We start from the raw sequence: 24,198 nt of genomic DNA, 5'->3' as shown, positions 1-24,198 counted from the left end.
CCATGCCTGCGCTTGCTCGCCTCCGGCTCGCAGAGCGGCGGGGTGCAGCGGCGGTGCCCCGAGGCCCGGCCCGTGATGACGGGGGGTTCTGCAACCGGGGGCCTGCAGTGGAGGCGGACCGGGCCCGAGCGCCGGACCGGCGGCCACGCGGACGGAGGCCGCGCTGCAGCGATGGGGAAGCGGGAAGAATCTCGCAACACGCCCGAAGGCAGCGCATCAGTGGCGCTTGGGGCGAGCATCGGACGGGCGGTGTGTTAGTCTCCGCCGCCACTGAAGCAGGGAGATGCACGGATGGCAGACAAGAAAGCGAGCGTGGTGATCATCGGTTCGGGGCCCGCGGGCTACACCGCCGCGATCTACGCGGCCCGCGCCAACCTCGAGCCGGTTCTCATCTCGGGCCCGCAGCCCGGCGGGCAGCTGACCATCACCAGCGACGTCGAGAACTTCCCCGGCTTCCCCAAGGGGATCATGGGGCCGGAGATGATGAACCTCTTCCGCGAGCAGGCGGAGCGCTTCGGCACCCGCTTCGTGGAGGGCATGGTCACCTCGGTCGACCTGAGCCGCCGCCCCTTCCTCGTCGAGGTGGACGAGGGGCGCGACTGTTGGAGCGCCGAGACGCTGATCGTCTCGACCGGCGCCTCGGCGCGCTGGCTGGGCATCCCCGGCGAGAAGGACTACTGGGGCCGCGGCGTCTCCGCCTGCGCCACCTGCGACGGCTTCTTCTTCAAGGGCCAGGAGGTCGTGGTGGTCGGCGGCGGCGACAGCGCGATGGAGGAGGCGACCTTCCTCACCAAATTCGCCTCCCGCGTCACCGTGATCCACCGCCGCGAGGAGCTGCGCGCGTCGAAGATCATGCAGGACAAGGCGAAGAACAACCCGAAGATCTCGTTCATCTGGAACAGCGCGGTGAGCCGCGTCCTCGGGAACGAGCAGGGCGTCACCGGCGTGGTGGTGAAGAACCTCCACACCGGCGACGAGGCCGAGGTCCACTGCACCGGCTTCTTCGTCGCCATCGGCCACGACCCCAACACCCAGATCGTGAAGGGGCAGCTCCCCCTCGACGAGGCGGGCTACATCAAGACCCACCTGGGCAGCACCAAGACCGACGTGGCCGGGGTCTTCGCCTGCGGAGACGCCATCGACTCGGTCTACCGCCAGGCGATCACCGCTGCGGGCACCGGCTGCATGGCGGCGCTCGACGCGGAGCGCTTCCTCGAGCATTGGGTGGACGACCGCCCGTGAAGATGATCGACGTGGGGAGCAAGGAGAGCACCCACCGCATCGCCCTGGCGAGCGGTGCGGTGCACCTCTCCCCTGCCACGCTGCGGAAGATCGCCGCCGGTGAAATCGAGAAGGGCGACGTGCTCGCCACCGCGCGCCTCGCGGCGATCATGGCCGCCAAGCGCACGCCGGACATCGTGCCCCTCTGCCACCCGATCGGCCTCACCGCCGTGGTGCCGGAGCTCACCCTCGACGAGGCGGCTTCCGCCGTGCGGGTGCAGGTGCGGGTGGAGACGCGGGATCGCACCGGCGTGGAGATGGAGGCGCTCACCGCCGTCTCCGCCGCCTGCCTCACGGTCTACGACATGTGCAAGTCGGTGGATCCCGGCATGACCATCGAGGCGGTGCGCCTCGAGGAGAAGCACGGCGGCAAGAACGGCAGCTGGATCCGCAGCACGCCGCAGCCCGGCACCTGAAGCATCCGTGGCGCGGCACCTCCCCGCCGCGCTACGATCCCGGACGAGCGGCAGACGCCGCCACCGAAGGGATCCCAAACATGACTGCCCGGTCGGGGACGAGCGCGTCGGTCTACGACAAGCCGCTGCTCTACGACATCGCCTTCAGCTACCGTGACTATCCCGCGGAGGTCGACGCCCTCTGCGCCTGGTTCGCACGGGTGAGCGGCACCGGCCGCCAACCCCGCTCCTTCCTCGAGCTGGCTGCGGGCCCGGCCGACCACGCCATCGAGCTCGCCCGGCGCGGCGCCAGCGCCACCGCCCTCGATCTGGCGCCTGCCATGTGCGACTACGCCAGGCAGAAGAGCGAGCTGCTCGGCGCCCCCGTCGACTCCGCCTGCGCCGACATGATCGACTTCGAGCTCCCCGCCCGCTTCGAGCTGGCGGCGCTGATGATCAACTCGGTCGCGCATCTCTACGATCTCGACGCCCTCGTCCAGCACCTGCAGGCCGTCGCCCGGCACCTCGAGCCCCACGGCGTCTACGTGCTCGAGGTGCAGCACCCCGCCGACTTCGTGGGCAGGGGACCCCGGCCCGCCGGTACCTCGCAGCCCTGGACGGTGGAGCGCTTCGGCCTCGAGGTGCGCACCCGCTGGGGCACGCCCGACGATCCCTACGATCCACTGCGGCAGATCTTCGAGGCCCACGTGGAGCTGCAGGTCCGCGGCCCGGAGGGCGAGGAGACGATCCACGAACGCGTGCCGATGCGCGATTGGACGCGCACCGAGCTCGAGGCCGGCGTGCGCCTCAGCGGCGCCTTCGAACTCGCCGAGATTCACGGCGCCCTCGAGGCGGACGCGCCCTTCGACAGCTCGCCGGAGAGCTGGCGGATGGTCCTCGTCCTGCGCAGGAAGGCTTAGGCGAAAGCCGCCGCCGGATCGATGCCGAAGAAGGCGAGGGCGTTCTCCCGCGCCACCCGCCGCACGATCTCCGGCGAGAGCCCCGCCTGGCCCAGCAGCCAGGCGGTGCGCGGCAGCGCGAGGAGATCGCCGGGCCCGGCGCCGACCTCGGAGGCGAGGACGAGGTCGCTCGAGCCCAGCTGTCGCACCAGCGCCACCGCATCCTCTGCACGGATCCGCAGCGGGCTCACCGAGATCGACGCGGCGTAGCCGCACGCCCGCACCAGCCGCACGGTCTGCGCGTTCACCTGCCCGACGAGCACCCGCGCAGGCTCGATGCCGCTCTCGCGGAGCAGCCCGAGGAGCCGACGCGTGTGCCGCGCCTTCTCCCGCGACGGCGTGCGCACGATCACCCTCGTCCCGAGGCTCTGCGCCAGCTCCAGCTGCCGGAGGAAGGCCTCCTCCTCCAGCGGCCCGCCCTCCTCGAGCCCCACCGGCCCCACCGCCACCACCCGCGCCTCGTCGAAGAGCGCGGGCAGCTCGGCGATCACCCGCTCGAGGCCGTGGGCGGGGATCCGGCGCGGGTGGATCCCCAGGGCGACGAAGGGCGTGATCCCCGCCCGCCGCAACCGCAGCGGTTCCTCCCGCACCAGCCGGGCGAAGGCGGCGAGCAGATCCTCGGGCTCCTGCCCTTCGATCTCGTCGCCGACCACGGCGACGGCGCCCCCCACGCCGAAGAAGGCGAGGTCCCGCAGATCCTGTTCGGGCAGGAAGAGCGGGTGGATGCTCGCATCGAAGATCGCGGGGCCGCGCTCCATGGTCGTTCTACTCGGCAACGGCCACGCCGATCCCGCGGGGATCGGCGGCGCCGGTGCGGACGCCGGTCTCCGGATCGACGGCGACGACGGTGGCGTTGCCCCAGGGCTCGCGCTCCTTCACCACGTGGCCGCGGAGCTCGAGGAGGTTCCTGGTGGTGACGTCGAGGCCCAGCGGCTCCACCCACGTCACGTCGGGCAGGTGCTGGTGGTGGACGCGCCCCAGGGCCACCGCCTTCTCCACGTCGGCGCCGAAGGTGAAGTGGTTGTGGATCGCCTGGAGCACCGTGGTCGGGATCGTCGGCCCGCCGGGCGCACCCACCACGAAGCGCACCGGCGTGTCGGTGGTGGCGCCGGCGAAGACGATGGTCGGCGCCATCGACGACACCGGCCGCTTGCCCGGCTGCACCGCGTTGGCCTCGGCGCCCACCACGCCGTAGACGTTGGGAACGCCGGGCGCGATCGCGAAGTCGTCCATCTCGTCGTTCCAGAGCACGCCGGTGCCCCGGGCCACGATGCCGGCGCCGAAGCCGTAGTTGACGGTGGTGGTCATCGACACGGCGTTGCCCTCCGCGTCGACGGCGCTGAGGTGGGTGGTGTCCGTGCCGGCGGAGGCGGGCTCGAGCCCCTTCGTCTCGATCCCCTCCACCGCCGTGGCGGGCTTCACCTCTGCTGCAGGCGTCGCGCGGTTCTTGATCCGCTCGCGCAGGCGACGGGCCCGATCCTTGGCCACCAGCTGCTGCATCGGCACGTCGACGAAGGCCGGATCGCCGAAGAGCGCCCGGTCGGCGTAGGCGTATTTGAGCGCCTCGACGTAGACGTGGAGCGCGGCCGGATCGCGCCACTTCGTCTCCTCGGGCAGCGTCTCCAGCACGTTGAGCACGGTGAGCACCACCTGGCCCCCGGCGGAAGGCGCGGGCGCCGTCGCCACCGCGTGGCCGCGGTAGCTGCCCACGAGGGGATCGCGGTTCACCACCTCGTAGCTCTTCAGGTCCTGCGCGGTGACGAGCCCCCCGCGCCGCTTCATGTCGGCGTCGAGCTTCTGCGCCACCTCGCCCTCGTAGAAGCCCTTCGCCCCCCGGGCGGCGATCGCCTGCAGCGTCGCCGCCAGATCCTTCTGCACGATCCGGTGCCCGAGCGGCGGCACCTCGGGGCCGTTCTTCCCCTGCACGAGGAAGATCCGCGTCGCCTCCTCGTCCGCAGCGAGCATCTCGAAGCGCCAGCGCGCGTAGCCCTGGTAGCGGTCGCTCACCGGGAAGCCCTCGGCGGCGATCCGGATCGCCGGCGCGAGCACCGTGCGCAGCGGCAGCTTCCCCCACCGCCGGTGGAGATCGAGATAGCCCTTCACCGCGCCGGGCACACCTGCTGCGAGGGCGCCGTCCCGGGAGAGCTCCGGCACCGGCTTGCCGTCCCGCAGGAACATGTCGCGGGTGGCTGCGGCGGGCGCGGTCTCGCGGAAGTCGACGAAGGCGAGCTCCTCGCCGAAGCGCACCAGGGCGAAGCCGCCGCCGCCGATCCCGGAGGAATAGGGTTCCGCCACCGCCAGGGCGAAGGCGGCCGCGACCGCTGCGTCGACGGCGTTGCCACCCTGGCGCAGCATCGCTGCGCCTGCTTCGGACGCAGCGGGGTGCGCGGTGGAGACCATGCCCTTGCGACCCGCCGCGGGCAGGGCCGCTGCGGGGAGGGCGAGGAGGAGGCCGAGGAGAAGGACGAGAGAGCGCATCCCCCCCGCATAGCGGGGCGAAGGTGCGCGGGCAACCACGAGGGAAGCCGATCCGTCCGCTTGCACGCCAAGCCGGCTGGTGCCGAGAGGCCGCTACGGCCCTACGGCCAGGTGAGCCCGCGCCGCACCGCTTCGGCAGCAGCCTCCGCCTTCGAGGAGACCTCGAGCTTGCGGTAGAGGCTCTTCACGTGGCTCTGCACGGTGCCGAGGCTGATCCCGAGGAGGCGGGCCGCGTCCTCGTAGGTGGCGCCCTTGGCCAGCAGCGCCAGCACCTCCCGCTCGCGGCGGGTGAGGGCGGGGCGCTCGTCGTTGCGATCGTTGGCATCGCCGCCTGCAGCCCTGCCGACGTCGCGCAGCGAGGCGTTGCCCTCCTGGCCCGGCACCCGGACCTCGTCGAGGAGGTAGCGGGCGATGGCGGGCGCGATGGTCGAGCCGCCACCGGCTGCGACGCGGACCGCGTCGACGACCTCGCTCGGCGAGCCCTTGAGCAGGTAGCCGGAGGCGCCGGACTTGAGCGCCTCGAGGGCCATGCCCCGCTCGCCGTGGGCGGTGAGCACCACCACCTCGGGCGGATCGGCGAGGGAGGTGAGCTGCCGCGCCACCTCGGCGCCGGCGAGGTCGGGCAGGCCGAGGTCGACCACGACCACGTCGACCTGGCGCGGGCCGGAGGTGAGCTCGGCGAGCGCACCGCGACCGGTCTCGTACGCGCCCACGACCATCATGTCGCCGGCTGCGCCCAGCACCTGGACACAGAGCGCGCGCTGCAGGGAGTCGTCCTCGATGACGGCCACACGAATGCGATTCGCCACGGCGTTGGTGCTCCAGTTGAAGAGGGCCAGACGGGTCTAGCAGAGAACGCGGCGCTGCTCCATGTAGTGTGTCACTTTGTACGCGATCGAGGGAGGATCGCCGCGGCAACGTTGCACGCGCCTCCCATGACCGAGGGAGACCGGCCGCCCGTTGACCACCTGCGGGACGGTCCCTATGGTGCCCGACCATGAAGAAGAGCGCACGAGCAGCGATCGTTCTGGCAGCTGGCAAGGGCACGCGGATGAAGAGCGGGCTCTCCAAGGTCCTCCACGAGGCGAACGGCAAGCCCCTGGCCTGGTATCCCGTCCGCCGCGCGCTGGAGCTCCGCTGCGACCCGGTGGTGGTCGTCGTCGGCCACCAGGGTGACGAGGTGCGCGCGCGACTCGAGGCGCTCTTCCCCGGGGCGCCGCTCAAATTCGCGGTGCAGAAGGAGCAGAAGGGCACGGCCCACGCGGTGCTCGCCGCCCGCCGCACCCTCGCCGGCTACGAGGGCCGCGTGCTCATCCTCTCGGGCGACGTGCCCCTCCTCACCGGCGAGACGATGCGCACGCTGACGCAGGCGGGCCGCAAGAATCCCGTCGCCTTCCTCTCCATGCGCCCTGCCGATCCCACCGGCTATGGCCGCGTCGTCCGCGACGAGCGGGGCCGGGTCGGCGCCATCGTCGAGCACAAGGACGCGAGCGCCGAGCAGCGCGCCATCGGCGAGTGCAACGCCGGCCTCTACGATTGCGATGCGGCGTTCCTCTGGAAGGCGCTCAAGGGCGTCGGCACCGCGAACGCGCAGGGCGAGTACTACCTCACCGATCTCGTCGCCGCTGCGGCCCGGACCGGCAAGCCCGCGGTGGCGGTGGAGGCGAAGGTCGAGGAGGTCTCCGGCGTCAACGACCGCGTCGAGCTCGCTGCTGCGGCGCAGGTGCTGCGGCGCCGCCTCGCCGAGCGCTGGATGCGCGAAGGCGTCACCATGCTCGATCCCGTGAGCACCTACATCGACGAAGAGGTCGAGCTCGGCGCCGACGTCACCCTCGAGCCGAACGTGCGCCTGGTCGGCGCCACCCGGATCGGCGCCGGCAGCCGCATCGGCTTCGGCTCGGTGATCGAGGCGAGCACGGTCGGCGCCTCCGTCACCGTGAAGCCCTACAGCGTCTTCGAGGATGCCGTGGTCGGGGATCGGGCGCAGATCGGCCCCTTCGCCAGGCTCCGTCCAGGCACCGTCCTCGCCGAAGAGGTGCACATCGGCAACTTCGTCGAAACGAAGAAGACGACGATGGGCAGGGGCTCGAAGGCCAACCACCTCGCCTACGTCGGCGACGCCACCGTCGGCGCGCGCTGCAACATCGGCGCGGGCACCATCACCTGCAACTACGACGGCGTGAACAAGCTCCCCACCGTGCTCGGCGACGGGGTCTTCATCGGCAGCGACACGCAGCTGGTGGCCCCGGTCACCGTCGGCGACGGCGCCTACGTGGGCGCCGGCTCCACGGTGGTGAAGGACGTGCCCGCAGGGGCCCTCGCCCTCTCGCGGGCGGAGCAGGTGGTGAAGGAAGGCTGGGTGGAGCGCCGCAAGGCCGGGCAGGGCAGGGCGAAGGGCCGCAAGACGGCGCAGCCCCGCAAGGCGGCGAACCGGCGCACCCGGCGCAGCTGAACCCACCCGAACGAACGAGTCGACGGCCCGGCCCTCCCCGCGCGTGCCGGGCCGTCTTGCGTCAGGTGTCGGACGCATTGCTTGCGACGAAGCGGCCTTCTCCTGCAAAGTCGCGGCGCAACGCCGCCTGCATGGCGGAGGGGAATTCGAAACATGTGCGGGATCGTCGGGTACGTCGGGGAGCAGGATGCAGCGGGCATCCTCGTGGAAGGGCTGCGCAAGCTCGAATACCGGGGCTACGACTCCGCCGGCGTCGCGGTGCTCGGCGCCCAGGGGCTGCAGATCGCCCGGGCCAAGGGCAAGCTGAAGAACCTCGAGAACCGCCTCGCGATCGAGCCCGTCGAGGGGAGCACCGGCATCGGCCACACCCGCTGGGCCACCCACGGCAAGCCCTCCGACGAGAATGCCCACCCGCATCGCTTCGAAGGCGTGGCGGTGGTCCACAACGGCATCATCGAGAACCACCTCGCCCTCCGGGAAGAGCTGCGCCAGCAGGGCCACACCTTCACCAGCGAGACCGATACCGAGATCTTCGCGCACCTGATCGCCCGCGAGCTCCGCGCCGCAGGTGATCTGCCCACCGCGGTGCGCAAGGCCCTCGCCGCGGTGCGCGGGGCCTTCGCGCTCCTCGTCACCTCCGAGGCCCATCCCGGCGAGCTCGTCGCCGCGAAGAACGCCTCGCCGATGGTGGTGGGCCTGGGCGAGGGCGAGAATTTCATCGCCTCCGACGTCCCCGCGCTCCTCGCCTACACCCGCAACGTCATCTTCCTCGAAGAGGGCGACTTCGCCGTGGTGACGAAGAGCGGCGTGACCCTCACCGACCTCGCCGGCCATCCCGTGGATCGCAAGGCGCAGCGGATCGACTGGTCGCCGGTGATGGCGGAGAAGGGCGGCCACCGCCACTTCATGCACAAGGAAATCCACGAGCAGCCCCGGGCCCTCGCGGACACCTTGCGCGGCCGCTGCCTCCTCGAGGAGGGCGACGTCCTCCTCGACGACGTCTCCATCGACGCGAAGGCGGCGCAGGCGATCGCGCGGGTGGTGATCCTCGGCTGCGGCACCAGCTGGCACGCGGGCCTCCTCGCCAAGCACCTCATCGAGCGTCTCGCCCGGCTCCCGGTGGAGGTCGACCTCGCCTCCGAGTTCCGCTACCGCGAGCCGGTGATCGACGGCTCGGTCCTCGCCGTGGCGATCTCGCAGTCCGGCGAGACCAGCGACACCCTCGCCGCGCTGCGCGAGGCCAAGCGCCTCGGCGCCCGCACCCTGGCGATCTGCAACGTCCTCGGCGCCGCGATCCCGCGGGAAGCAGACGACGTGCTCTACACCCACGCCGGCCCCGAGATCGGCGTCGCCTCCACCAAGGCCTTCACCACGCAGCTGGTCTCGCTGGCGCTCCTCGCGGTGCGCCTCGGCCGCCTGCGCGGCACCCTCGACGTGGAGAGCGGCCGCCGCTGGCTCGGCCAGCTGGTGGAGCTGCCCACCATCGTCGAGGAGGCGCTCCACACCGAGAAGCACGTCCTCGAGGTGGCGAAGTCGCTCGTCGACGCCCGCGACGTCCTCTTCCTCGGCCGCGGTCCCCAGGCAGCCAGCGCCCTCGAAGGCGCGCTGAAGCTCAAGGAGATCTCCTACATCCACGCGGAGGGCTACGCCGCAGGCGAGATGAAGCACGGCCCGATCGCGCTCATCGACAAGGATCTGCCGGTGGTGGTGATCGCCACCCTCGATCCCACCTACGAGAAGACCGTCGGCAACATCGAGGAGGTCCGCGCCCGCGGCGGCCACGTGATCGCGGTGGTGACGAAGGGCGACGAGCACGTCGCACGGATCGCCGACCACGTCCTCGAGGTGCCCGCCTGCGACCCGCTCCTCGCGCCGGTGGTGGTGAGCATCCCGCTCCAGCTCCTCGCCTACCACGTCGCCGATCTGCGCGGCACCGACGTGGACCAGCCGCGCAACCTGGCGAAGAGCGTGACGGTCGAGTAGCCAGAAGGGCGACGCCGATCCATTCGCTTGCGGCCCTTGCACCTGCAACTTCTTGCGGGTAGGGATGCCCGCAAGCGAATGGATCATTCTTCAGAACGAAGCTCCCGCCCCCCCTGGCTGCACCCGTCCACCTGGGCCCGTCTGCGCACGGCGTCCGACTGGAAGGTGCGCCTCGCGACCCCCGGCGAACCGACGCTGGTGCTGGTCGTCGCCGCGATCGTCGGCGTCTACGCCGGTCTGGCCACAGGCCTCTTCGCCAACGCCATCGCCTTCTTCCACCTGCTCTTCTTCCGGACGAGCACCTTCGCGGTGATCTTCTCCCTGGGCGAGCGGGGCGATCTGTGGCGGAGCCGTTTCCTCGAAGAGCTGCTGCGCGCGCGCTGGCACCTCGAATACCTGGTGGTCGGGGGCGCGGCGATCGCCTTCGCGCTGATTCTCGACCGGATCGCGCGGCTCACCCCGCTCACGCCTGGTGAGAAGGTCCCCGGCGGCGCCCACCCGTTCCGCACCATCGCCGAGCTCCTCGCGGTGGGCCTCGCCCTCTTCTACCCGCTGACGTTGCTCGCGGCCTTCAACCGCTCCTTCCCGCAGACCCACGTCGGCCTCGCCACGATCCTCGAGCAGGCGCCGTGGTTCCTCGTGCTGCTCATCCCCACCATCGGCGGCCTCGCCGTGGGGCTCCTCGTCCACCACCTCTCGCCGGAGTCGAAGGGTCACGGCGTCTCCGAGGTGATCGAGGCGGTGGCGGTGCACGGCGGCCGCATCCCCGCCTCGGTGGCGATCTGGAAGAGCCTCACCGCCGCGATCACCATCGGCAGCGGCGGCTCGGTGGGCCGCGAAGGGCCGGTGGTGCAGGTCGGCTCCGCGGTGGGCTCTGCCATCGGGCAGAAGCTCGAGTTCTCCCGCTCCAGCCTGCTGGTGCTGGTGGGCTCGGGGGCAGCAGCGGGCATCGCCGGCTCCTTCAACGCGCCCATCGCCGGCGCGATGTTCGCGGTCGAGATCATCCTCCTCGACTTCGGCGTGCGGACCTTCACGCCGATCGTGCTCGCCTCGGTGACCGCGGTGATCACCTCGCAATCGCTGATCGGCGGCGTGCAGGAGATCGTTCGCCCCACCTACGAGATGGTCTCCGGCCTCGAGATCTTCGCCTACGCGATCCTCGGCGTGCTCGCCGGGCTGGTCTGCCTCGGCTACGTGCGCGCGCTCCTCCTCGGCGAGGAGATCTTCGCCGGCGAGGCCTGGGGCCGCGTCGGCGCCTGGCTGGGCAAGCTCCCGCCGCCGGTGAAGCCCGCCGTCGGCGGCTTCCTCCTCGGTATCATCGGCCTCATCCTCCCCCGGGCCCTCGGCACCGGCTACGAGACGATGAACGCCGCGCTGATCGGCGAGCTCTCCTTCGGCGTGCTGGTGGCGATGCTCTTCGCCAAGACCGTCGCCACCTCGCTCACCCTCGGCTCCGGCGGGTCGGGCGGATCCTTCTTCCCCTCGATGGTCCTCGGCGCGATGCTCGGCGGCGCGTTCGGCACCGTGGTCCACTCGCTCGCGCCGGAGCACACCGCCGTCCCCGGCGCCTACGCGCTGGTGGGGATGGGCGCGCTCATCGCCGGCTCCACGCTGGCGCCCCTCACCGGCATCGTGATGCTCTTCGAGCTCACCGGAAACTACGAGATCATCCTGCCGCTGATGGTCACCTGCGTGATCGCCTCGACGATGGTGCACCGCATGCTCGGCGAGTCGATCTACACGGTGAAGCTCTCCGCCCGCGGGATCTCCGTGCGTTCCCACCGCGAGCAGGTGGTCCTGCGCTCGATGCACGTCGAACAGGCGATGACCCGCGAGCTCGCGACCATCGCCGAGTCGACGGCGCTCAAGGAGATCCTCACGATGCTCACCACCACGACCTACTCGACCTTCCCGGTGGTGAACGCGCGCAACGAGCTCTACGGTCTGATCACCGTGCAGGACGTCCGCGGCATCCTCTACGAGGAGGGGCTCTCCGATCTGGTGGTGGCCAAGGAGCTCGCCAGGCCGGCGACGGCGACCCTCACCCCGGACGACGATCTGGAGACGGCGCTCAAGAAGCTCGTCGCCTCGGACGTGGACATCCTTCCGGTGGTGTCGCGGGAGAACCCCAGGGAGCTGGTGGGGCTCCTCTCGCGGCGGGACGTGCTCCGGGCCTACGGCAGGGCGGTGGCGAAGAGCCCCGGCCACACCACGCTGCACGGGGCCTGAAGAACCGGGGTGGGCCGATGCGCCTCTTCGTTGCAGTGGATCCCTCGCAGGCGGTGGCGGACGGGCTCGCCCGGCTGATCGAGCAGGGCCGCAAGCTGGCGCCCGACGCCAAATGGGTCCGGCCGGAGAATACGCACCTCACCCTGGCCTTCCTCGGCAACGTCGAAGGCGAACTCGCCCCTGCCATCGCCGGCGCGTTGCGCACCGTGGCGCCGGCCCACCGACCGATCGAGCTTCGGGCCAGGGGCGTGGGCAGCTTCGGCGGCCAGCGCAGGCCCCGGGTCCTCTGGGTGGGGCTCGAGGGGGAGAGCGAGGCGCTGGCCTCGCTGCAGCGCGACGTGGAGGCGGCCCTCGTGCCCCTCGGCCACCGGCCGGAGGAGCGGGCCTTCCACCCGCACCTCACCCTGGCCAGGAGCCGCGAAGGGCGCGGCGATCCGGCCCTCGGCGCCTGCCTGGAGGGGCTGAAGGAAGCCGATCTCGGCGCGTTCACCGTCGGCGAGCTGGTCCTCTACCAGAGCCACCTCTCGCCCCACGGCGCGACCTACACGGCCCTCGCCCGCCTGCCTCTCGGTACTTGAAAAGACGATTCCCCGGAAAGGTTCGGCCTGCCGACCGGGTTGGAGGATGTCCCGGGGGCGTATGCTGCACGTGCGCCCGACCGACCGCCCGAAGCTAAAAGCTCTGGAGCCAAGCCACGATGCGCCGTCTGCTCGTCCTCGTCGCCGTCCTCACCGCCACCGCCTGCGCCAGCGGGCCCCGCGCCACCCTGGAGCCCCTGCGCGAGGCAGCCGCCAGCGTCGAGGGCGGCTCGCAGGAGGCCTCGGCCCTCGCGCTCGCAGGCTGGCACGCCCTCTTCGACGGCGGCGACGCGAAGCGCGCCGCGGCCCTCGCCGATCGCGCGGTGCAGGAGCAGCCCGGCGACCCCTGGGCCCGCTTCCTCCGCGCCGACCTCGCCCGCCGCCGCCTCGATCCGAAGGGGGAGGCGGAGGAGCTCCTCACCCTGGTGGAGCGCGCCCCCGGCCATCCTCTCGCGATGGTCGCCGCCGGCAGGCTCGCGGTCTTCGCCCGGCGCTCCCCCGCCATCGACGGCATGCTGGAGACGCGCCTCGGCGCGCTCCTCGAGAAGGACCGGGTCGCGGGCGAGGTGCGCGCCAGGGTCCGGGGCGCGCTCCGCGTCCTTCGCGGCGGCGACGGCGTCCAGGCCGCCGCATCGCTGATCGCCGACAGCGGGATGCTCACCGCTGGCTCGGTGGTCGGTCCCTTCTCCGATTGGCACACGCTCCAGGCCGACGAGCCTTTTCCGCCGGAGCGGCGCGCGCCGGTCGAGGCGTCGTACGGCGAGCGCGGCCTGCGCCCCTTCTCCTTCCCCGGCGGCGGCATCTCGCTGCGGGGCGAGGAGTCGACCGGCGACGTCTACTACGTGCTCGCGGTGGCCGACGTCCCCCGCGGGGGACGCTACGCCGTGCGCCTCGCCACCACCGACGCCACGACCGCCGCGGTGGTGATCGACGGCAAGGAGGTGGTGGAACGCATCGCCTTCGCGGGGCCGAAGAGCTCGCAGGTGGTGCAGGCGATCGACCTCGCTGCAGGCGAGCATCTCGTCGCCGTGCGAGTCGTCCGGGGCCGCGGCACCGGCGACGCCTGGGTGGCGCTGGCGCCGCTCGACGGCTCGCCCTCGCCGGTGCGCTTCCGCGCCGCCGGCCCCGGCGATCGTCCCGGCGCGGCCCCGGCGCTGGTAGACGCCGAGGCGCTGCGCCGCGGCAACGACGCCGCCGCGCTGGCCAGCGCCCTCGCCGGCGAGGGTGGCGTGGTCGGCCTCTACGCCGCAGCCCTCGATGCGGCGCGCCGCGACGGGCAGGGCGCCCGCGCGCTGGTCGACAGGGCCCTCGCCCACGCCCCCGCCGCGACGCCGCTCCTCACCCTGCGGGCGGAGCTCCTCGAATCCGACGACACGCTGCCCTCGAAGATCGCCGTGGCCCGCGCGGGCAGCGATTGGGAGGCGGTGCTCGCCCGGGATCCGGGGCACGGCATGGCGCTCCTCGCCGGCGCGCGCATCCTCGCCGACGCCGGCCGCCACGAGGAGGCGCTCGCGCGGATCGCCGAGGTGGCGGAGGCCGCCCCGGGCAGCACCGCCCCCGAGCTCGCCAGGGCCCGGGTGGCCCTCGCCCGCGGCTTCGACGCGCAGGCCCTGGGCCTCGCCCGCAAGCTCGCCGACTCCGAGAGCGATCGCTGCACCGGCCTCTCGATGATCCACGACCTCTCCCGCCGGGTGGACGCCGTGGCGGCGGTGGACGCAGCGGTGGAGGCCCTCGACGCCTGCGGTGACGGCCGCTCGCGCCTCGCCTCCCACCGCGCCGGCCGCGGCGATCTGGACGAGGCGATCCGCCTCTCCGCCGAGCTGCGCGCCGAGGATCCCCAGGACACGGGCACCGCGCTGCGCCTCGCCGACCTCCTCGTCGCCACCGGCAAGATCGACGACGCGGTGGCGATCCTCGAGAGGCAGGAGGCCTACTGGCCCCGCAACGCCTGGCTGCCCCGGCGCCGGGCGGAGCTCCTCGAGCGCAAGGGCGACGCAGCCGGCGCCGCTGCCGCGCGGGAGCGGGCGCTCTCGCTCTACGGCGGCGATCTCTCGCTGCGCCGCATGGCCGCCCTCGAGGCCGGCACCGATCTCCTCGCCGACGTCGATCGCGACGGCCTCGAGGTCATCCGCAGCTTCGAGAAGAACCCGCGCTCCTACGACAGCCCCGCGGTGCTGCTCCTCGACCTCGGCGCCGTGGAGGTCTACCCGGACGGTTCCTACGTCGAGAAGATCCACGTGGTCGCCAAGGTCCTCGACAAGCGCGGCATCGACGAATTCGGCGAGGTGCACCTGCCCCGCGGCGCGGAGGTGGTCCACCTTCGCACGATCAAGCCCGACGGCAGGATCCTCGTCCCCGAGGAGATCGACGGGAAAGAATCGATCTCGATGCCCGGCCTCGCGGTCGGCGACTACGTCGAGCAGTCCTATCTCGTCGCCCGCGGCGCGCCGTCGCCGGCGATGCAGGGCTGGAACGCCGATCCCTTCTACTTCCGCTCCGCCGGCATCCCGATGCTCGAGTCGATCTACGTCGTCCGGGCCCACGAGAAGGCGGGCCTCGAGCTCGACGTGCACAACGGCATGGAGGGGGCGGCGATCGAGAGCCGGGGCGGGTGGAAGACCCTGACCCTGCGCCGCACCGACGTGCCGGCGCTCCTGCCCGAGCCGGTGGCGCCGTCGCGGCGCGAGTACCTGCCCTGGGCGCAGGTCGGCGCCGGCGCCGACGAGAGCCGGCTCTTCCCCTTCTTCGCCGACAACCTCGCTGGCGCCGCCGCGCCCACCCTCGAGATCGAGCGCTGGGCGAAGGAGATCGCCGCCTCGGTGCCGCAGGGCGAGAAGCCGCAGGTGGTGCGGGCGGTCTACGACCGGGCGATGGCGGAGATCGAGGGGAGCGATCGCAACTTCTCCGGCTCCGCGGCGCAGGTCCTCGCCAGCAAGCGGGGCAACCGGCTCCTCCTGCTCAAGGCGGCCTTCGCCGCGCTGGGGATCGACGCGCGTTATGCGGCGGTCCGCACCTTCGACGTCGACCCCGATCCCTACCGCTTCCCCGACGCCAGCCGCTGGGGCCACCTGGCGCTGGTGGTGCGGCCCGGCCCCGAGGCCGACTGGATCTGGCTCGATCCCACCACCCGCTGGGCCCCCTTCGGCGCCGTCGCCCCGCAGGCGCAGGGTGCCACCGCCTGGATCCTGCCGGAGCCCGGGAGCACCGTGGCGCAGCGGACGACCACGCCGAAGCACGGCGGCAGGCAGGGGCGCGACACCGAGCTCCGGCTCGTTCTCGACGCGGAAGGTGCCCTCAGCGGCACCGGCGTCGAGCGCTACCTCGGTTTCGAGGGCGCCGCAGCGCGGGCGGGGCTCGAGCGGATGGATCCCGAGCGGCGCAAGCAGGTGATCGAGGCTTCGCTGGCGCGGATCTTCCCGGGCCTGACCCTCGAGTCGCTGGAGCTGGAGAACGAGGCGGACGGGGTGGCGGTGCGCTACGCCTTCCGGCTCCCCGGCTTCGCCCGCGACCTCGGCGAGGGCAGGCAGCGGCTGCAGCTCGAGATGTTCCAGGCGAACCTCGGCCGCCGCTTCCTCGCTCGCGGCAGCAGGGAGACGCCGCTCCTCGTGGCGTCGGCGGAGCAGGCCCGGATCTCGGTGCAGCTCGAGCTTCCCGAGGGGGCCACGCTCGTCGGCGGCGTCGAGGCGGCGCGGGAGCACGGGCCCTTCGGCGACTACAAGCGCGACGTCGCCGTGGACGGGAGGACGATCGCGATTCGCGAGGCGCTCGATCTCCACCGCAACCGGGTGGAGCCTGCGGCCTACGGCGACTTCGCCGCCTGGGTCTCGGCGGTGGATCGGGCGCAGTCGGTGGAGCTGGTGATCCAGCGCTGATCCGCGGCCTCGGGCGACGGGCCCCCGCACCAGCTGTGGCCCGCCCGCGCCTCGGTCAGCCCACCACCGGCAGCGCCACCGTCTCGTCCGGCAGCAGCTGCACCGCCACCTCGGTGTGGTAGTCGAGGCCGCGCTCGGTGCAGCGCAGGGAGCTGCCCTCGCGCACCACCAGCCCCTGCGCCACGAGCTTCGCCAGCCTGCGCTCCATCTCCGCGGGGAGCGCGCCCACCGTCTCCCGTGCAGCCGCTTCGAGATCGAAGCCCGCGGTGAGGCGCAGGCCGAGGAAGATCCGCTCCTCGAAGAGCTCCGCCGGCGAGATCGTGTCCCGCTCCACCTCCGGTGCGCCGCCAGCCTCCGCCGCCGCGAGATAGGCTTCGGGTTTGCGCGGGTTGCCGTAGCGGTAGCCGCCGCCGCCAGCGGTGCGGCGGAAGCCGTGGGCGCCGCATCCGGCGGCGACGTATTCGCGCCCGAGCCAATAGAGCGAGTTGTGCCGCGACTCGCGCCCCGCCTTGGCGTAATTCGAGATCTCGTAGCGCTCGTAGCCTGCTGCAGCGAGGGCCTCGCGCACCAGCTCGCCCATCTCCGCCTGCGCCGCGTCGTCGGGCACCTGCACCCTGCCGCGCTTCACGTCCTTGGCGAGGCGCACCTCCTCGGCCAGGCCCTCGAGGGTGAGGCCGTAGCAGGAGAGGTGCTCGGGCCCCAGGGCGATCGCCCGCTCCACGTCGGCGCGGGCCATCGCCGGGGTCTGCCCCGGGCCGCCGAAGATGAGGTCGAGGGAGAGGTTGTCGATCCCCGCCGCCCTGGCGCTCCGCAGCGCCGCCACCGCTTCCTCGGGCGAATGCTGCCGTCCGAGACCGGCGAGGATCGCCGGCTCGAACGATTGCACGCCGATCGAGAGGCGGTTCACGCCTGCGCTGCGCAAGGCGCCGAAGCGGGCCGCGTCCGAGGCGCCGGGGTTCGCCTCGAGGGTGATCTCGCAGCCGGGGGCGATGCCGAAGAGCCGGTCGACCGTCTCGATCGTCGAGGCCACGCAGGCCGGGTCCCAGAGCGAGGGTGTGCCGCCGCCGAAGTAGAGCGACTCGACGCCGCCTGCGGGCCTGCCGTGCTCGGACGCGCGGAGCGCGAGCTCTCTCGCCACCGCGTCGCGGTAGCGGGCGTGCGGCACCTCCGCCGCCACCACCGACGCGAAGTCGCAGTAGGGGCATTTGGAGAGGCAGTAGGGGAAGTGGACGTAGACGCCGAAGCGCGAAGCGAAGGAGACCAAGGCGTCCCTTTCAACACCCGGGTCGTGGTGGCCTTCCAGCTCGCAGCCCGGGGCGTTGCTTCTTCGCCTGCATCGGAGGCAGGCGCAAGCTCTGGTGATGCGCAAACGGTGGCGCGCTTCGTACGAAGAAGGGCGCGCCGCCTCTGGCAGCACGCCCTCGTCCAGCTGCTCGCTTTTCGCGCGCTCAGCGGCGGGTCGCCGCCACCTGCGCCGCGAGCCTGTCGATCTCCGCCTGGAGGAAGCCGTTCTCCGCCTCGAGGTCCTCGACCCGCGCTGCGAGGGCCTCGTCGCCTCCGGCCTGCGCGGGCCCGCCCGCCTTGCGCTGCACCGCAGCGAGCTCGGCGTCCCGGGCGGCGAGCTGTCCGGCGAGGTTGGCGATCTGCGCCGCGAGGTCGTCCTGGATCGCCTCGCGATCCGCCTCCACCTCGGCGAGCTGCGCTGCGAGACGCTCCCGATCCGACTGCGCCGCGGAGAGCTCGGCGTGGAGCATGGAGAGGAGCGTCGCGTTGCCGCCGCCCTCCGCCCGCGGGGCCTCGCGGCTGGCGAGCTGCGCCTGCAGCTCCTCGATCTCCTGCACGTGCAGCGCCTCGGTCTCGCGCAGCGCCTCGACCTCGCCCTCGAGCTCGGCGAGCCGCGCGCCGAGCTCGCCGCGGGTGTCGGCGAGCAGGGCCTCGAGCCGCGCGGTCACCTCCTCGACGGTCTCGCCACGGGGGCCTGCGGTGGTATCGCTCACGAGGACCACCTCGTTCGACTCGATCTCGGGCAGGGCCTCGTCCGCGTCGGCGAAGGGCAGGTGCTTCTCCATCGCTTGCATCTCCCGGAAAGAACAGGGGTTCGGAGAGTAGCACGCAAGCGCCTTCCCGATCACGGCAAGCCCCGCGGATGGCGTTGACAGCCCCGGCCGGGAACCGCACCTTCGGTCGGTTGCACGCCTGCCCGTCCCGCTACGCCCCGGACGGCCCGCGTCCCATCGCTTCTTCCCGCCGCAAAGGCTTCACCGCCCGTGTGGCAGACCCTCCGGAGGGCACCTTGCGCCACCAGCTCGACAACGGCCTCACCGTCATCCTCCACCCCAACCACGCGGCGCCCGTCGTGGCGCTCCAGGCCTGGGTGCAGGTCGGATCCGCCGACGAGACCGAACGGGAGGCGGGCCTCGCCCACCTCCACGAGCACATGCTCTTCAAGGGGACCGCGAAGCGAGGGCCCGGCGAGGTGGCGCGGGACATCGAGGCCCGGGGCGGCGAGGTCAACGCCTGGACCTCCTTCGATCAGACGGTCTACCACCTCACCATCGCCTCGCGCTTCTTCGAGCAGGGCCTCGACGTCCTCGCCGACCAGGTCCTCCACTCGGTCTTCGACGCAGGCGAGCTCTCCCGCGAGATCGAGGTGGTCCTCGAGGAGATCAAGCGGGCGAACGACATGCCCTCGCGCCGCGCCTCCCGCGAGATGTTCACCCTGGCCTACGGCGCCCATCCCTACCGGCGGCCGGTGATCGGCTACCCGGAGACGGTGCGTTCCTTCGAGCGCGACGACGTGCTCTCGTTCTACCGGCGCTATTACACGCCCGACAACATCTGCCTCGTCATCGCCGGCGACTTCGACGAGGGGAAGGCGCTGCGGCAGATCGAGTCGCTCTGGGGCTCGACCAAGGCGACGGTGGGCCAGCGGCCCGGCCGTGCTGCCGAGGCGCCGCAGGAGGCGATGCGGGCGAAGGTGACGAAGGAGCCGCTGCAGGAGACCCACCTCGCGCTCGCCTTCCCGATCCCCGACGTGCACCACGACGATCTCGCCGCCCTCGATCTCGCCGCCGCGCTCCTCGGCCACGGCGACAGCGCCCGGCTGGTGATGGAGGTCAAGCGCGAGCGGCGCCTCGTCAACGAGGTCTACGCCTACGCCTACACGCCGAAGGATCCCGGCCTCTTCGTGGTGGGCGGGATGCTCCGCCACGAGCAGGTGGAGCCCGCCACCGCGGAGATCCTCCGGCAGGTCTACCGGATGCGCCGGGAGCCGGTGGGCGCCCACGAGCTCGAGGTGGCCAAGCGCCTGCTCGAGTCGGAGTCGATCTGGCAGCGGGAGACGGTGCAGGGCACCGCCCGCAAGCTCGGCTTCTACGAGACGGTGACCGGCTCCCTCGACTTCGAGAAGCGCTACTACGAGCGGATCCGCCAGGCGACCGCCGAGGAGATCCGCGCCGCCTGCGATCGCTACCTCCGCTCCGAGCGGCTCAACGCCGTGGTGCTCACCGGCAGCGAGGGCCCCGCGAGCGAGGAGATGCTGCGCAAGGTCGCCGACGAGGCGGAGGCGGCGGTGCAGGGGCAGCAGCCTGCAGCTGCGGCGGAGGCGCCGCGGCAGCAGGAGGCGCCGCAGCCCGGCCGCCGGGCTTCCACGGTGCAGCGCCGCAAGCTCGGCGCGGGGATCGTGCAGGCCCAGCTCCCCTCCGGCGCCCGCGTGCTGGTGAAGCAGGAGCCCGCGGTGCCCATCGTCGCGGTCCGTGCAGCGTATCTGGGCGGCCTGCGCTACGAAGACGCGGCGGTCAACGGCATCCATCATCTGCTGGCGCGCTCCCTCACCAAGGGGACGAAGCGCCGCAGCGCCCGCGAGCTGGCCGCCTTGAGCGACGAGCTGGTCTGCTCCCTCGCCGGCAACTCCGGCCGCAACTCCTTCGGCCTGCGCGGCGACTTCCTCGCCAGGAATTTCGACGCCTCCTTCCGCCTCTTCGCCGAGTGCCTGCGGGAGCCCGCCTTCGATCCGAAGGAGGTGGAGCGGGAGCGGGCGCTGCAGCTCGAGGAGATCCGCGCCCGCGACGACAACCCGAGCGGCGTCGCCTTCGACCTCTTCTCCCAGACGCTCTACGAGACCCACCCCTATCGCCTCGATCCGATCGGCGAGCTCGACGTGGTCCAGCGCCTCGGCCCCGACGATCTGCAGCGCTGGTACGGAACCCACTACGGCGCGGACAACCTCGTCCTCACCCTGGTGGGCGACGTCGATCCCGACCACGCCTTCGCGCTGGCGGAGGAGCTCTTCGGCGAGAAGGGCGCCGCCAGCCACCCGCCGCCGCAGGTGGCGCCCGAGGCGCCGATCGAGGCCCCGCGCCGTGCAGAGCGGCACATGGAGAAGCAGCAGGCGCACCTCATCCTCGGCTTCGCGGGGGCGCGCTTCGCCGATCCCGATCGGCACGCCCTCGAGCTCCTCGCCAGCGTCCTCGCCGGGCAGGGCGGGCGGCTCTTCGTCGAGCTGCGCGACAAGCGGTCCATGGCCTATTCGGTCACCGCCTTCAACCTCGAGGGGATCGACCCGGGCTACTTCGCCGTCTACATGGGCACCTCGCCGGAGAAGCTCGACGACGCGGTGGCGGGGATTCGGGCGGAGCTCGACAAGGTGGTGCAGCAGCCGATCACCGAGGAGGAGCTGCAGCGGGCCCGCCGCTACCTGGTGGGCAGCCACGCCATCGGCCTGCAGAAGAACGCCGCCCGCGCAGCGGTGATCGCCCTCGACGAGACCTACGGCATGGGGGCGGAGAATTTCACCCGCTACCAGGAGCGGATCGAGAGCGTCACCCGCGAGCAGATCCTCGCGGCGGCGCGGCGCCATCTGGTCATGGACCGGAGCGTCCTCGCCATGGTAACGCCGGCTCGTTCGACCTGACGGCGGGGCCCTCGCGCTCCGCCAGAGAGCACCGGCATGCGCACCTACCTCGCCCTCACCTTCGACGTGCCCAACGAGCTGGCCGATCTGGCAGCGTGGCTCCTCCACGAGGAGGAGGCGGGCGGGGTCGAGCTCCGCGACCACGAGATCCTCCCGCCCCCCGGGATGAAGCCGCTGCCCGAGGGGCGCTCGCAGGTGATCGGCTTCTTCGAGGGTGAGGTGGACGGCGAGGCGATCGCCGACGCCGTCCGCTCCCGCCTCGAGGAGGAGGCGATGGGCCACGAAATCCGCGTCGGCGTCTCGCGGCTCAAGGACGAGGATTGGGCGGAGACCTGGAAGCTCCACTTCCAGCCGCTCCACGTCGCCGGGAAGATCTGGGTGCTGCCGCCCTGGGAGAAGGTGCCGGCGGGCTCGCTCGCCGTGGTGATCGAGCCGGGCATGGCCTTCGGCACCGGCGGCCACGCCACCACCTCGCTCTGCCTCGAGGGGCTGGTCGAGGTGCTGGAGCGGCGCCCCGGCGCTGCGGTCCTCGACGTGGGCTGCGGCAGCGGCATCCTCGGCATCGGCGCGAAGCTGCTCGGCGCCGGCCGGGTGGTGATGATCGACAACGATCCCGTGGCCGTGCAGGTCGCGAAGGAGAACGCCGCCAAGAACGGCGTGCCGGAGATCGAGACCTCGGGCACTGGCATCGAGGCCGTCGCCGAGCGCTTCCCGGTGGTGGTGGCGAACATCCTCGCGGTGACGCTCATCGACCTGGTGCGGCCCATCGTCGCCACGGTGGAGGCGGGCGGTGAGCTGCTCCTCTCCGGCATCCTCGTGGGACAGGCCGACGACGTGATCGCCGCCTACGAGAAGAACGGGATGCGCCTGCGGGATCGCCGCACCCGCGGCGACTGGGCGCTGGTCTGGATGGAGCGGGCGTAGGGCCGATGCGCAGGCTCCTCGTCCCACCGGAGCAGATCGCCGCTGGCAGCGCGGTGGTGCAGGGCGATGCGCTGCACTACCTGCTGCGTGTCCTGCGCCTCGGGGTTGGCGACGAGCTCGAGGTCTTCGACGGCAGCGGCAAGGTCTATCCCGCGCGGATCGTGCAGGTCGGCGACGACGCGGCGACGCTCTCCCTCGGCGAGGGGCACGAGCGCGCCCGCGCGCCGCGGATCACGCTGGCGCAGGGACTGGCCAAGGGCGACAAGCTCGACCTCGTGGTGCAGAAGGCCACCGAGCTGGGCGCCGCGCGGATCGCGCCGCTGCAGCTCGAGCGCTGCGTCGTCCGCCTCGACGCGGTGAAGGGGGCCGACCGCGCGAAGCGCTGGCGCCGGATCGCCGAAGAAGCAGCCCGGCAGTGCGGCCGCGCCGACGTGCCGGCGGTCGACGAGCCTTCCGGCCTGCAGGCCTTCCTCGCCGCTGCCGCCTCGCGCGGCGAAAAGGTCGCCGTGCTCTGGGAGGAGGAGGGGATCGTGCGCCTCGGCGCCTGGTCTGCCGCCCACCTGGGCGAGCCGCTGGCGCTGGTGATCGGGCCGGAGGGTGGGCTCACCGCCGCCGAGGTCGAGACCGTGCGCGCTGCCGGCGGGGCGGTGGTGGGGCTCGGCCCCCGCATCCTTCGCACCGAGACCGCGGGGCTTGCTGCGCTCGCCGTGGTGCTCCACCTGGCCGGTGAGCTGGGCTGAAGACCCGCGTGCCGGCGGAACGCGCGGGGGCGCCCGCCGGTTGGATCGCCGCATCGGGAGGACGGATGGACGAGCTGAACGAGTACCGAGCCGCCGTGGCGCGGGTGGAAGCCTTCGCTGCCGGGATCGCCGGGCGCCGGTCGGCCGACATGGCATGCCGCGCCGGATGCGACGCCTGCTGTCAGGTGGAGCTCGAGGTGGCGCCGGTGGAGGCTGCAGCGGTGGCTGCCCATCTGGCCAGCCTGCCTGCGGCGCAGCGCGACGCCATCGCCGCCACGGCGGAGGCCCGCCAGGCAGGGCGCTGCGTGATGCTCGGAGACGACGGGCGCTGCCGCATCTACGAAGCGCGGCCCCTCGTCTGCAGGACCCAGGGGCTCCCGCTCCGCTACCCGCCGGGCTTCGTGCCTGCAGGCGCCGTGGGGCTGGACCTGGGCGAGAAGGGCCAGGCGACCTGGTGCCCCCTGAACTTCACGGAGCGCCTCCCTGAGGGCGCGGACGTTCTCGACGCCGAGCTGGTGGACCGGCTCCTCGCCGTGGTGAACCACCGCTGGTGTGCGCAGCGGGGATTGGACCCGCTGGCCCGCTTTGCCCTGGCGGAACTGGCCCGAAGCGAAGCGCCGGGCCCCGTTTGATCAAATCGCCGCTGCGTCGAACACACGGAAGTTGACAGACCACGGACCCGAACCTACTGTTCGCAAACCTTCGCTGCTGCGCTTTGCGCCGTGACGGAGGAACTCCCCTCGGATCGAGGTCGGGCAACCCCGCAGAAAAACTGCGGCAACGCTCGCGCGTTCGCCCGGCGGGAGGCGGTGGAAGGCGGGGCCTCGGCCTACCAGCTGCCGTGCCGATCGCAAGATCGGCAACCGGAGAGCCTTTCGAAACGAAACGCTTGACGGTGACGGGACGCGGATCGTAAAAGCCGCGCCCACCTCGACGGACGGCATCGCCGGCACGCCGAGAGAGGAACCCGAATCGGCGAATAGCCGAATGGTTCCGACCGGTTGGAAGCAGCCGGAGCCGAACGGTGGTTGAAAGAAACCGCTTGACGGCAAACGGCGCGGCGGGATAGAAGCCGCGCCCACCTCGACGAACCGGCGCTGCCGGCAAGGTGAGGGCGGGGCTCCGAAGTTGGGGCGTCCGCGGGATCGGACTCGGCAAATAGCCGAGAGGTTCCAGCCGGTTGAAGAAGCCGGCGCCGAAAGGCGGCTGAAAAAAGCCGCTTGACGGAAAAGCGGCGGCGAGCTAAAAGCGCCGCCCACCTCGACGGACGGCCTGGCCGGCCGGCGGGGAAGCGGAACAGGTTGGTCTCTGAAAACTGAATAGCAAGCCAGTAACGTCGAATTGCGGAGCAATCGCAATTCCATCGAGCCAGCGACTCCCCCCGGGAGCGCAGCT

General features: G+C 72.2%; 17 protein-coding genes. 12 read left to right on the top strand and 5 right to left on the bottom strand.

What is annotated here, in order from left to right; genetic code table 11:
- Window positions 1-291: 291 nt before the first annotated feature.
- The 3 genes from trxB to ACESMR_RS07540 all read left to right on the top strand — a co-directional run bounded on the left by trxB (window position 292) and on the right by ACESMR_RS07540 (window position 2,596).
- Window positions 292-1,242: a thioredoxin-disulfide reductase gene (trxB, locus tag ACESMR_RS07550; RefSeq protein WP_373046438.1), complete on the top strand. Its 951-nt coding sequence runs from the start codon at window positions 292-294 to the stop codon at window positions 1,240-1,242.
- Entirely contained in the window at window positions 1,239-1,697 is a 459-nt protein-coding gene (gene moaC, locus ACESMR_RS07545; RefSeq protein WP_373046437.1) for a cyclic pyranopterin monophosphate synthase MoaC, read from the top strand. Before trxB ends, moaC begins: the two co-directional genes overlap by 4 nt.
- An 80-nt stretch (window positions 1,698-1,777) precedes the next feature.
- Window positions 1,778-2,596 carry a class I SAM-dependent methyltransferase gene (locus tag ACESMR_RS07540; RefSeq protein ID WP_373046436.1) on the top strand — a complete coding sequence of 273 codons (819 nt, stop codon included), beginning with the start codon at window positions 1,778-1,780 and terminating at the stop codon, window positions 2,594-2,596.
- Here ACESMR_RS07540 and ACESMR_RS07535 read toward each other — a convergent pair.
- From ACESMR_RS07535 to ACESMR_RS07525, 3 genes are all read right to left on the bottom strand, one after another.
- Complete coding sequence (locus ACESMR_RS07535; protein ID WP_373046435.1) at window positions 2,593-3,393, bottom strand: TatD family hydrolase; 801 nt, start codon at window positions 3,391-3,393, stop codon at window positions 2,593-2,595. The two genes, ACESMR_RS07540 and ACESMR_RS07535, sit on opposite strands and share 4 nt — an antisense overlap.
- Window positions 3,394-3,400: 7 nt before the next feature.
- Window positions 3,401-5,113, bottom strand: coding sequence for a gamma-glutamyltransferase (gene ggt / locus ACESMR_RS07530; protein WP_373046434.1), 1,713 nt, complete (start codon window positions 5,111-5,113; stop codon window positions 3,401-3,403).
- Window positions 5,114-5,214: 101 nt separating this feature from the next.
- On the bottom strand, window positions 5,215-5,922 hold the full coding sequence (locus tag ACESMR_RS07525; RefSeq protein ID WP_373046433.1) for a response regulator: 708 nt from the start codon (window positions 5,920-5,922) through the stop codon (window positions 5,215-5,217).
- Between the two features lie 188 nt (window positions 5,923-6,110).
- Between ACESMR_RS07525 and glmU the strand changes: the two genes are divergently transcribed.
- The 5 genes from glmU to ACESMR_RS07500 all read left to right on the top strand — a co-directional run bounded on the left by glmU (window position 6,111) and on the right by ACESMR_RS07500 (window position 16,227).
- Complete coding sequence (gene glmU / locus ACESMR_RS07520) at window positions 6,111-7,565, top strand: bifunctional UDP-N-acetylglucosamine diphosphorylase/glucosamine-1-phosphate N-acetyltransferase GlmU (protein WP_373046432.1); 1,455 nt, start codon at window positions 6,111-6,113, stop codon at window positions 7,563-7,565.
- A gap of 153 nt (window positions 7,566-7,718) precedes the next feature.
- Window positions 7,719-9,548: a glutamine--fructose-6-phosphate transaminase (isomerizing) gene (glmS, locus tag ACESMR_RS07515; protein WP_373046431.1), complete on the top strand. Its 1,830-nt coding sequence runs from the start codon at window positions 7,719-7,721 to the stop codon at window positions 9,546-9,548.
- Window positions 9,549-9,713: 165 nt separating this feature from the next.
- Entirely contained in the window at window positions 9,714-11,777 is a 2,064-nt protein-coding gene (locus ACESMR_RS07510) for a chloride channel protein (RefSeq protein WP_373046430.1), read from the top strand.
- A 17-nt stretch (window positions 11,778-11,794) separates the two neighbouring features.
- Entirely contained in the window at window positions 11,795-12,355 is a 561-nt protein-coding gene (thpR, locus tag ACESMR_RS07505; RefSeq protein WP_373046429.1) for an RNA 2',3'-cyclic phosphodiesterase, read from the top strand.
- A gap of 119 nt (window positions 12,356-12,474) precedes the next feature.
- On the top strand, window positions 12,475-16,227 hold the full coding sequence (locus ACESMR_RS07500; protein ID WP_373046428.1) for a tetratricopeptide repeat protein: 3,753 nt from the start codon (window positions 12,475-12,477) through the stop codon (window positions 16,225-16,227).
- Window positions 16,228-16,282: 55 nt separating this feature from the next.
- Here ACESMR_RS07500 and hemW read toward each other — a convergent pair whose 3' ends face one another.
- The gene (gene hemW, locus ACESMR_RS07495; protein WP_373046427.1) at window positions 16,283-17,491 is read right to left on the bottom strand and encodes a radical SAM family heme chaperone HemW; all 1,209 of its coding nucleotides are present in this window, start codon (window positions 17,489-17,491) and stop codon (window positions 16,283-16,285) included.
- Window positions 17,492-17,675: 184 nt separating this feature from the next.
- On the bottom strand, window positions 17,676-18,296 hold the full coding sequence (locus ACESMR_RS07490; RefSeq protein WP_373046426.1) for a hypothetical protein: 621 nt from the start codon (window positions 18,294-18,296) through the stop codon (window positions 17,676-17,678).
- A gap of 224 nt (window positions 18,297-18,520) precedes the next feature.
- Between ACESMR_RS07490 and ACESMR_RS07485 the strand changes: the two genes are divergently transcribed.
- The 4 genes from ACESMR_RS07485 to ACESMR_RS07470 all read left to right on the top strand — a co-directional run bounded on the left by ACESMR_RS07485 (window position 18,521) and on the right by ACESMR_RS07470 (window position 23,435).
- Window positions 18,521-21,139 (top strand): M16 family metallopeptidase, encoded by a 2,619-nt coding sequence (locus ACESMR_RS07485; protein ID WP_373046425.1) that lies wholly within the window; start codon window positions 18,521-18,523, stop codon window positions 21,137-21,139.
- Window positions 21,140-21,175: 36 nt separating this feature from the next.
- On the top strand, window positions 21,176-22,063 hold the full coding sequence (gene prmA, locus ACESMR_RS07480) for a 50S ribosomal protein L11 methyltransferase (protein WP_373046424.1): 888 nt from the start codon (window positions 21,176-21,178) through the stop codon (window positions 22,061-22,063).
- Between the two features lie 5 nt (window positions 22,064-22,068).
- The gene (locus tag ACESMR_RS07475) at window positions 22,069-22,803 is read left to right on the top strand and encodes a 16S rRNA (uracil(1498)-N(3))-methyltransferase (protein WP_373046423.1); all 735 of its coding nucleotides are present in this window, start codon (window positions 22,069-22,071) and stop codon (window positions 22,801-22,803) included.
- A 65-nt stretch (window positions 22,804-22,868) separates the two neighbouring features.
- Window positions 22,869-23,435, top strand: coding sequence for a YkgJ family cysteine cluster protein (locus ACESMR_RS07470; protein WP_373046422.1), 567 nt, complete (start codon window positions 22,869-22,871; stop codon window positions 23,433-23,435).
- The last annotated feature ends 763 nt before the right edge of the window (window positions 23,436-24,198 follow it).

The organism is Vulgatibacter sp., assembly GCF_041687135.1.
Classification (GTDB): Bacteria; Myxococcota; Myxococcia; order Myxococcales; family Vulgatibacteraceae; genus JAWLCN01.
This window is presented reverse-complemented; position numbering and strand designations above follow the sequence as displayed.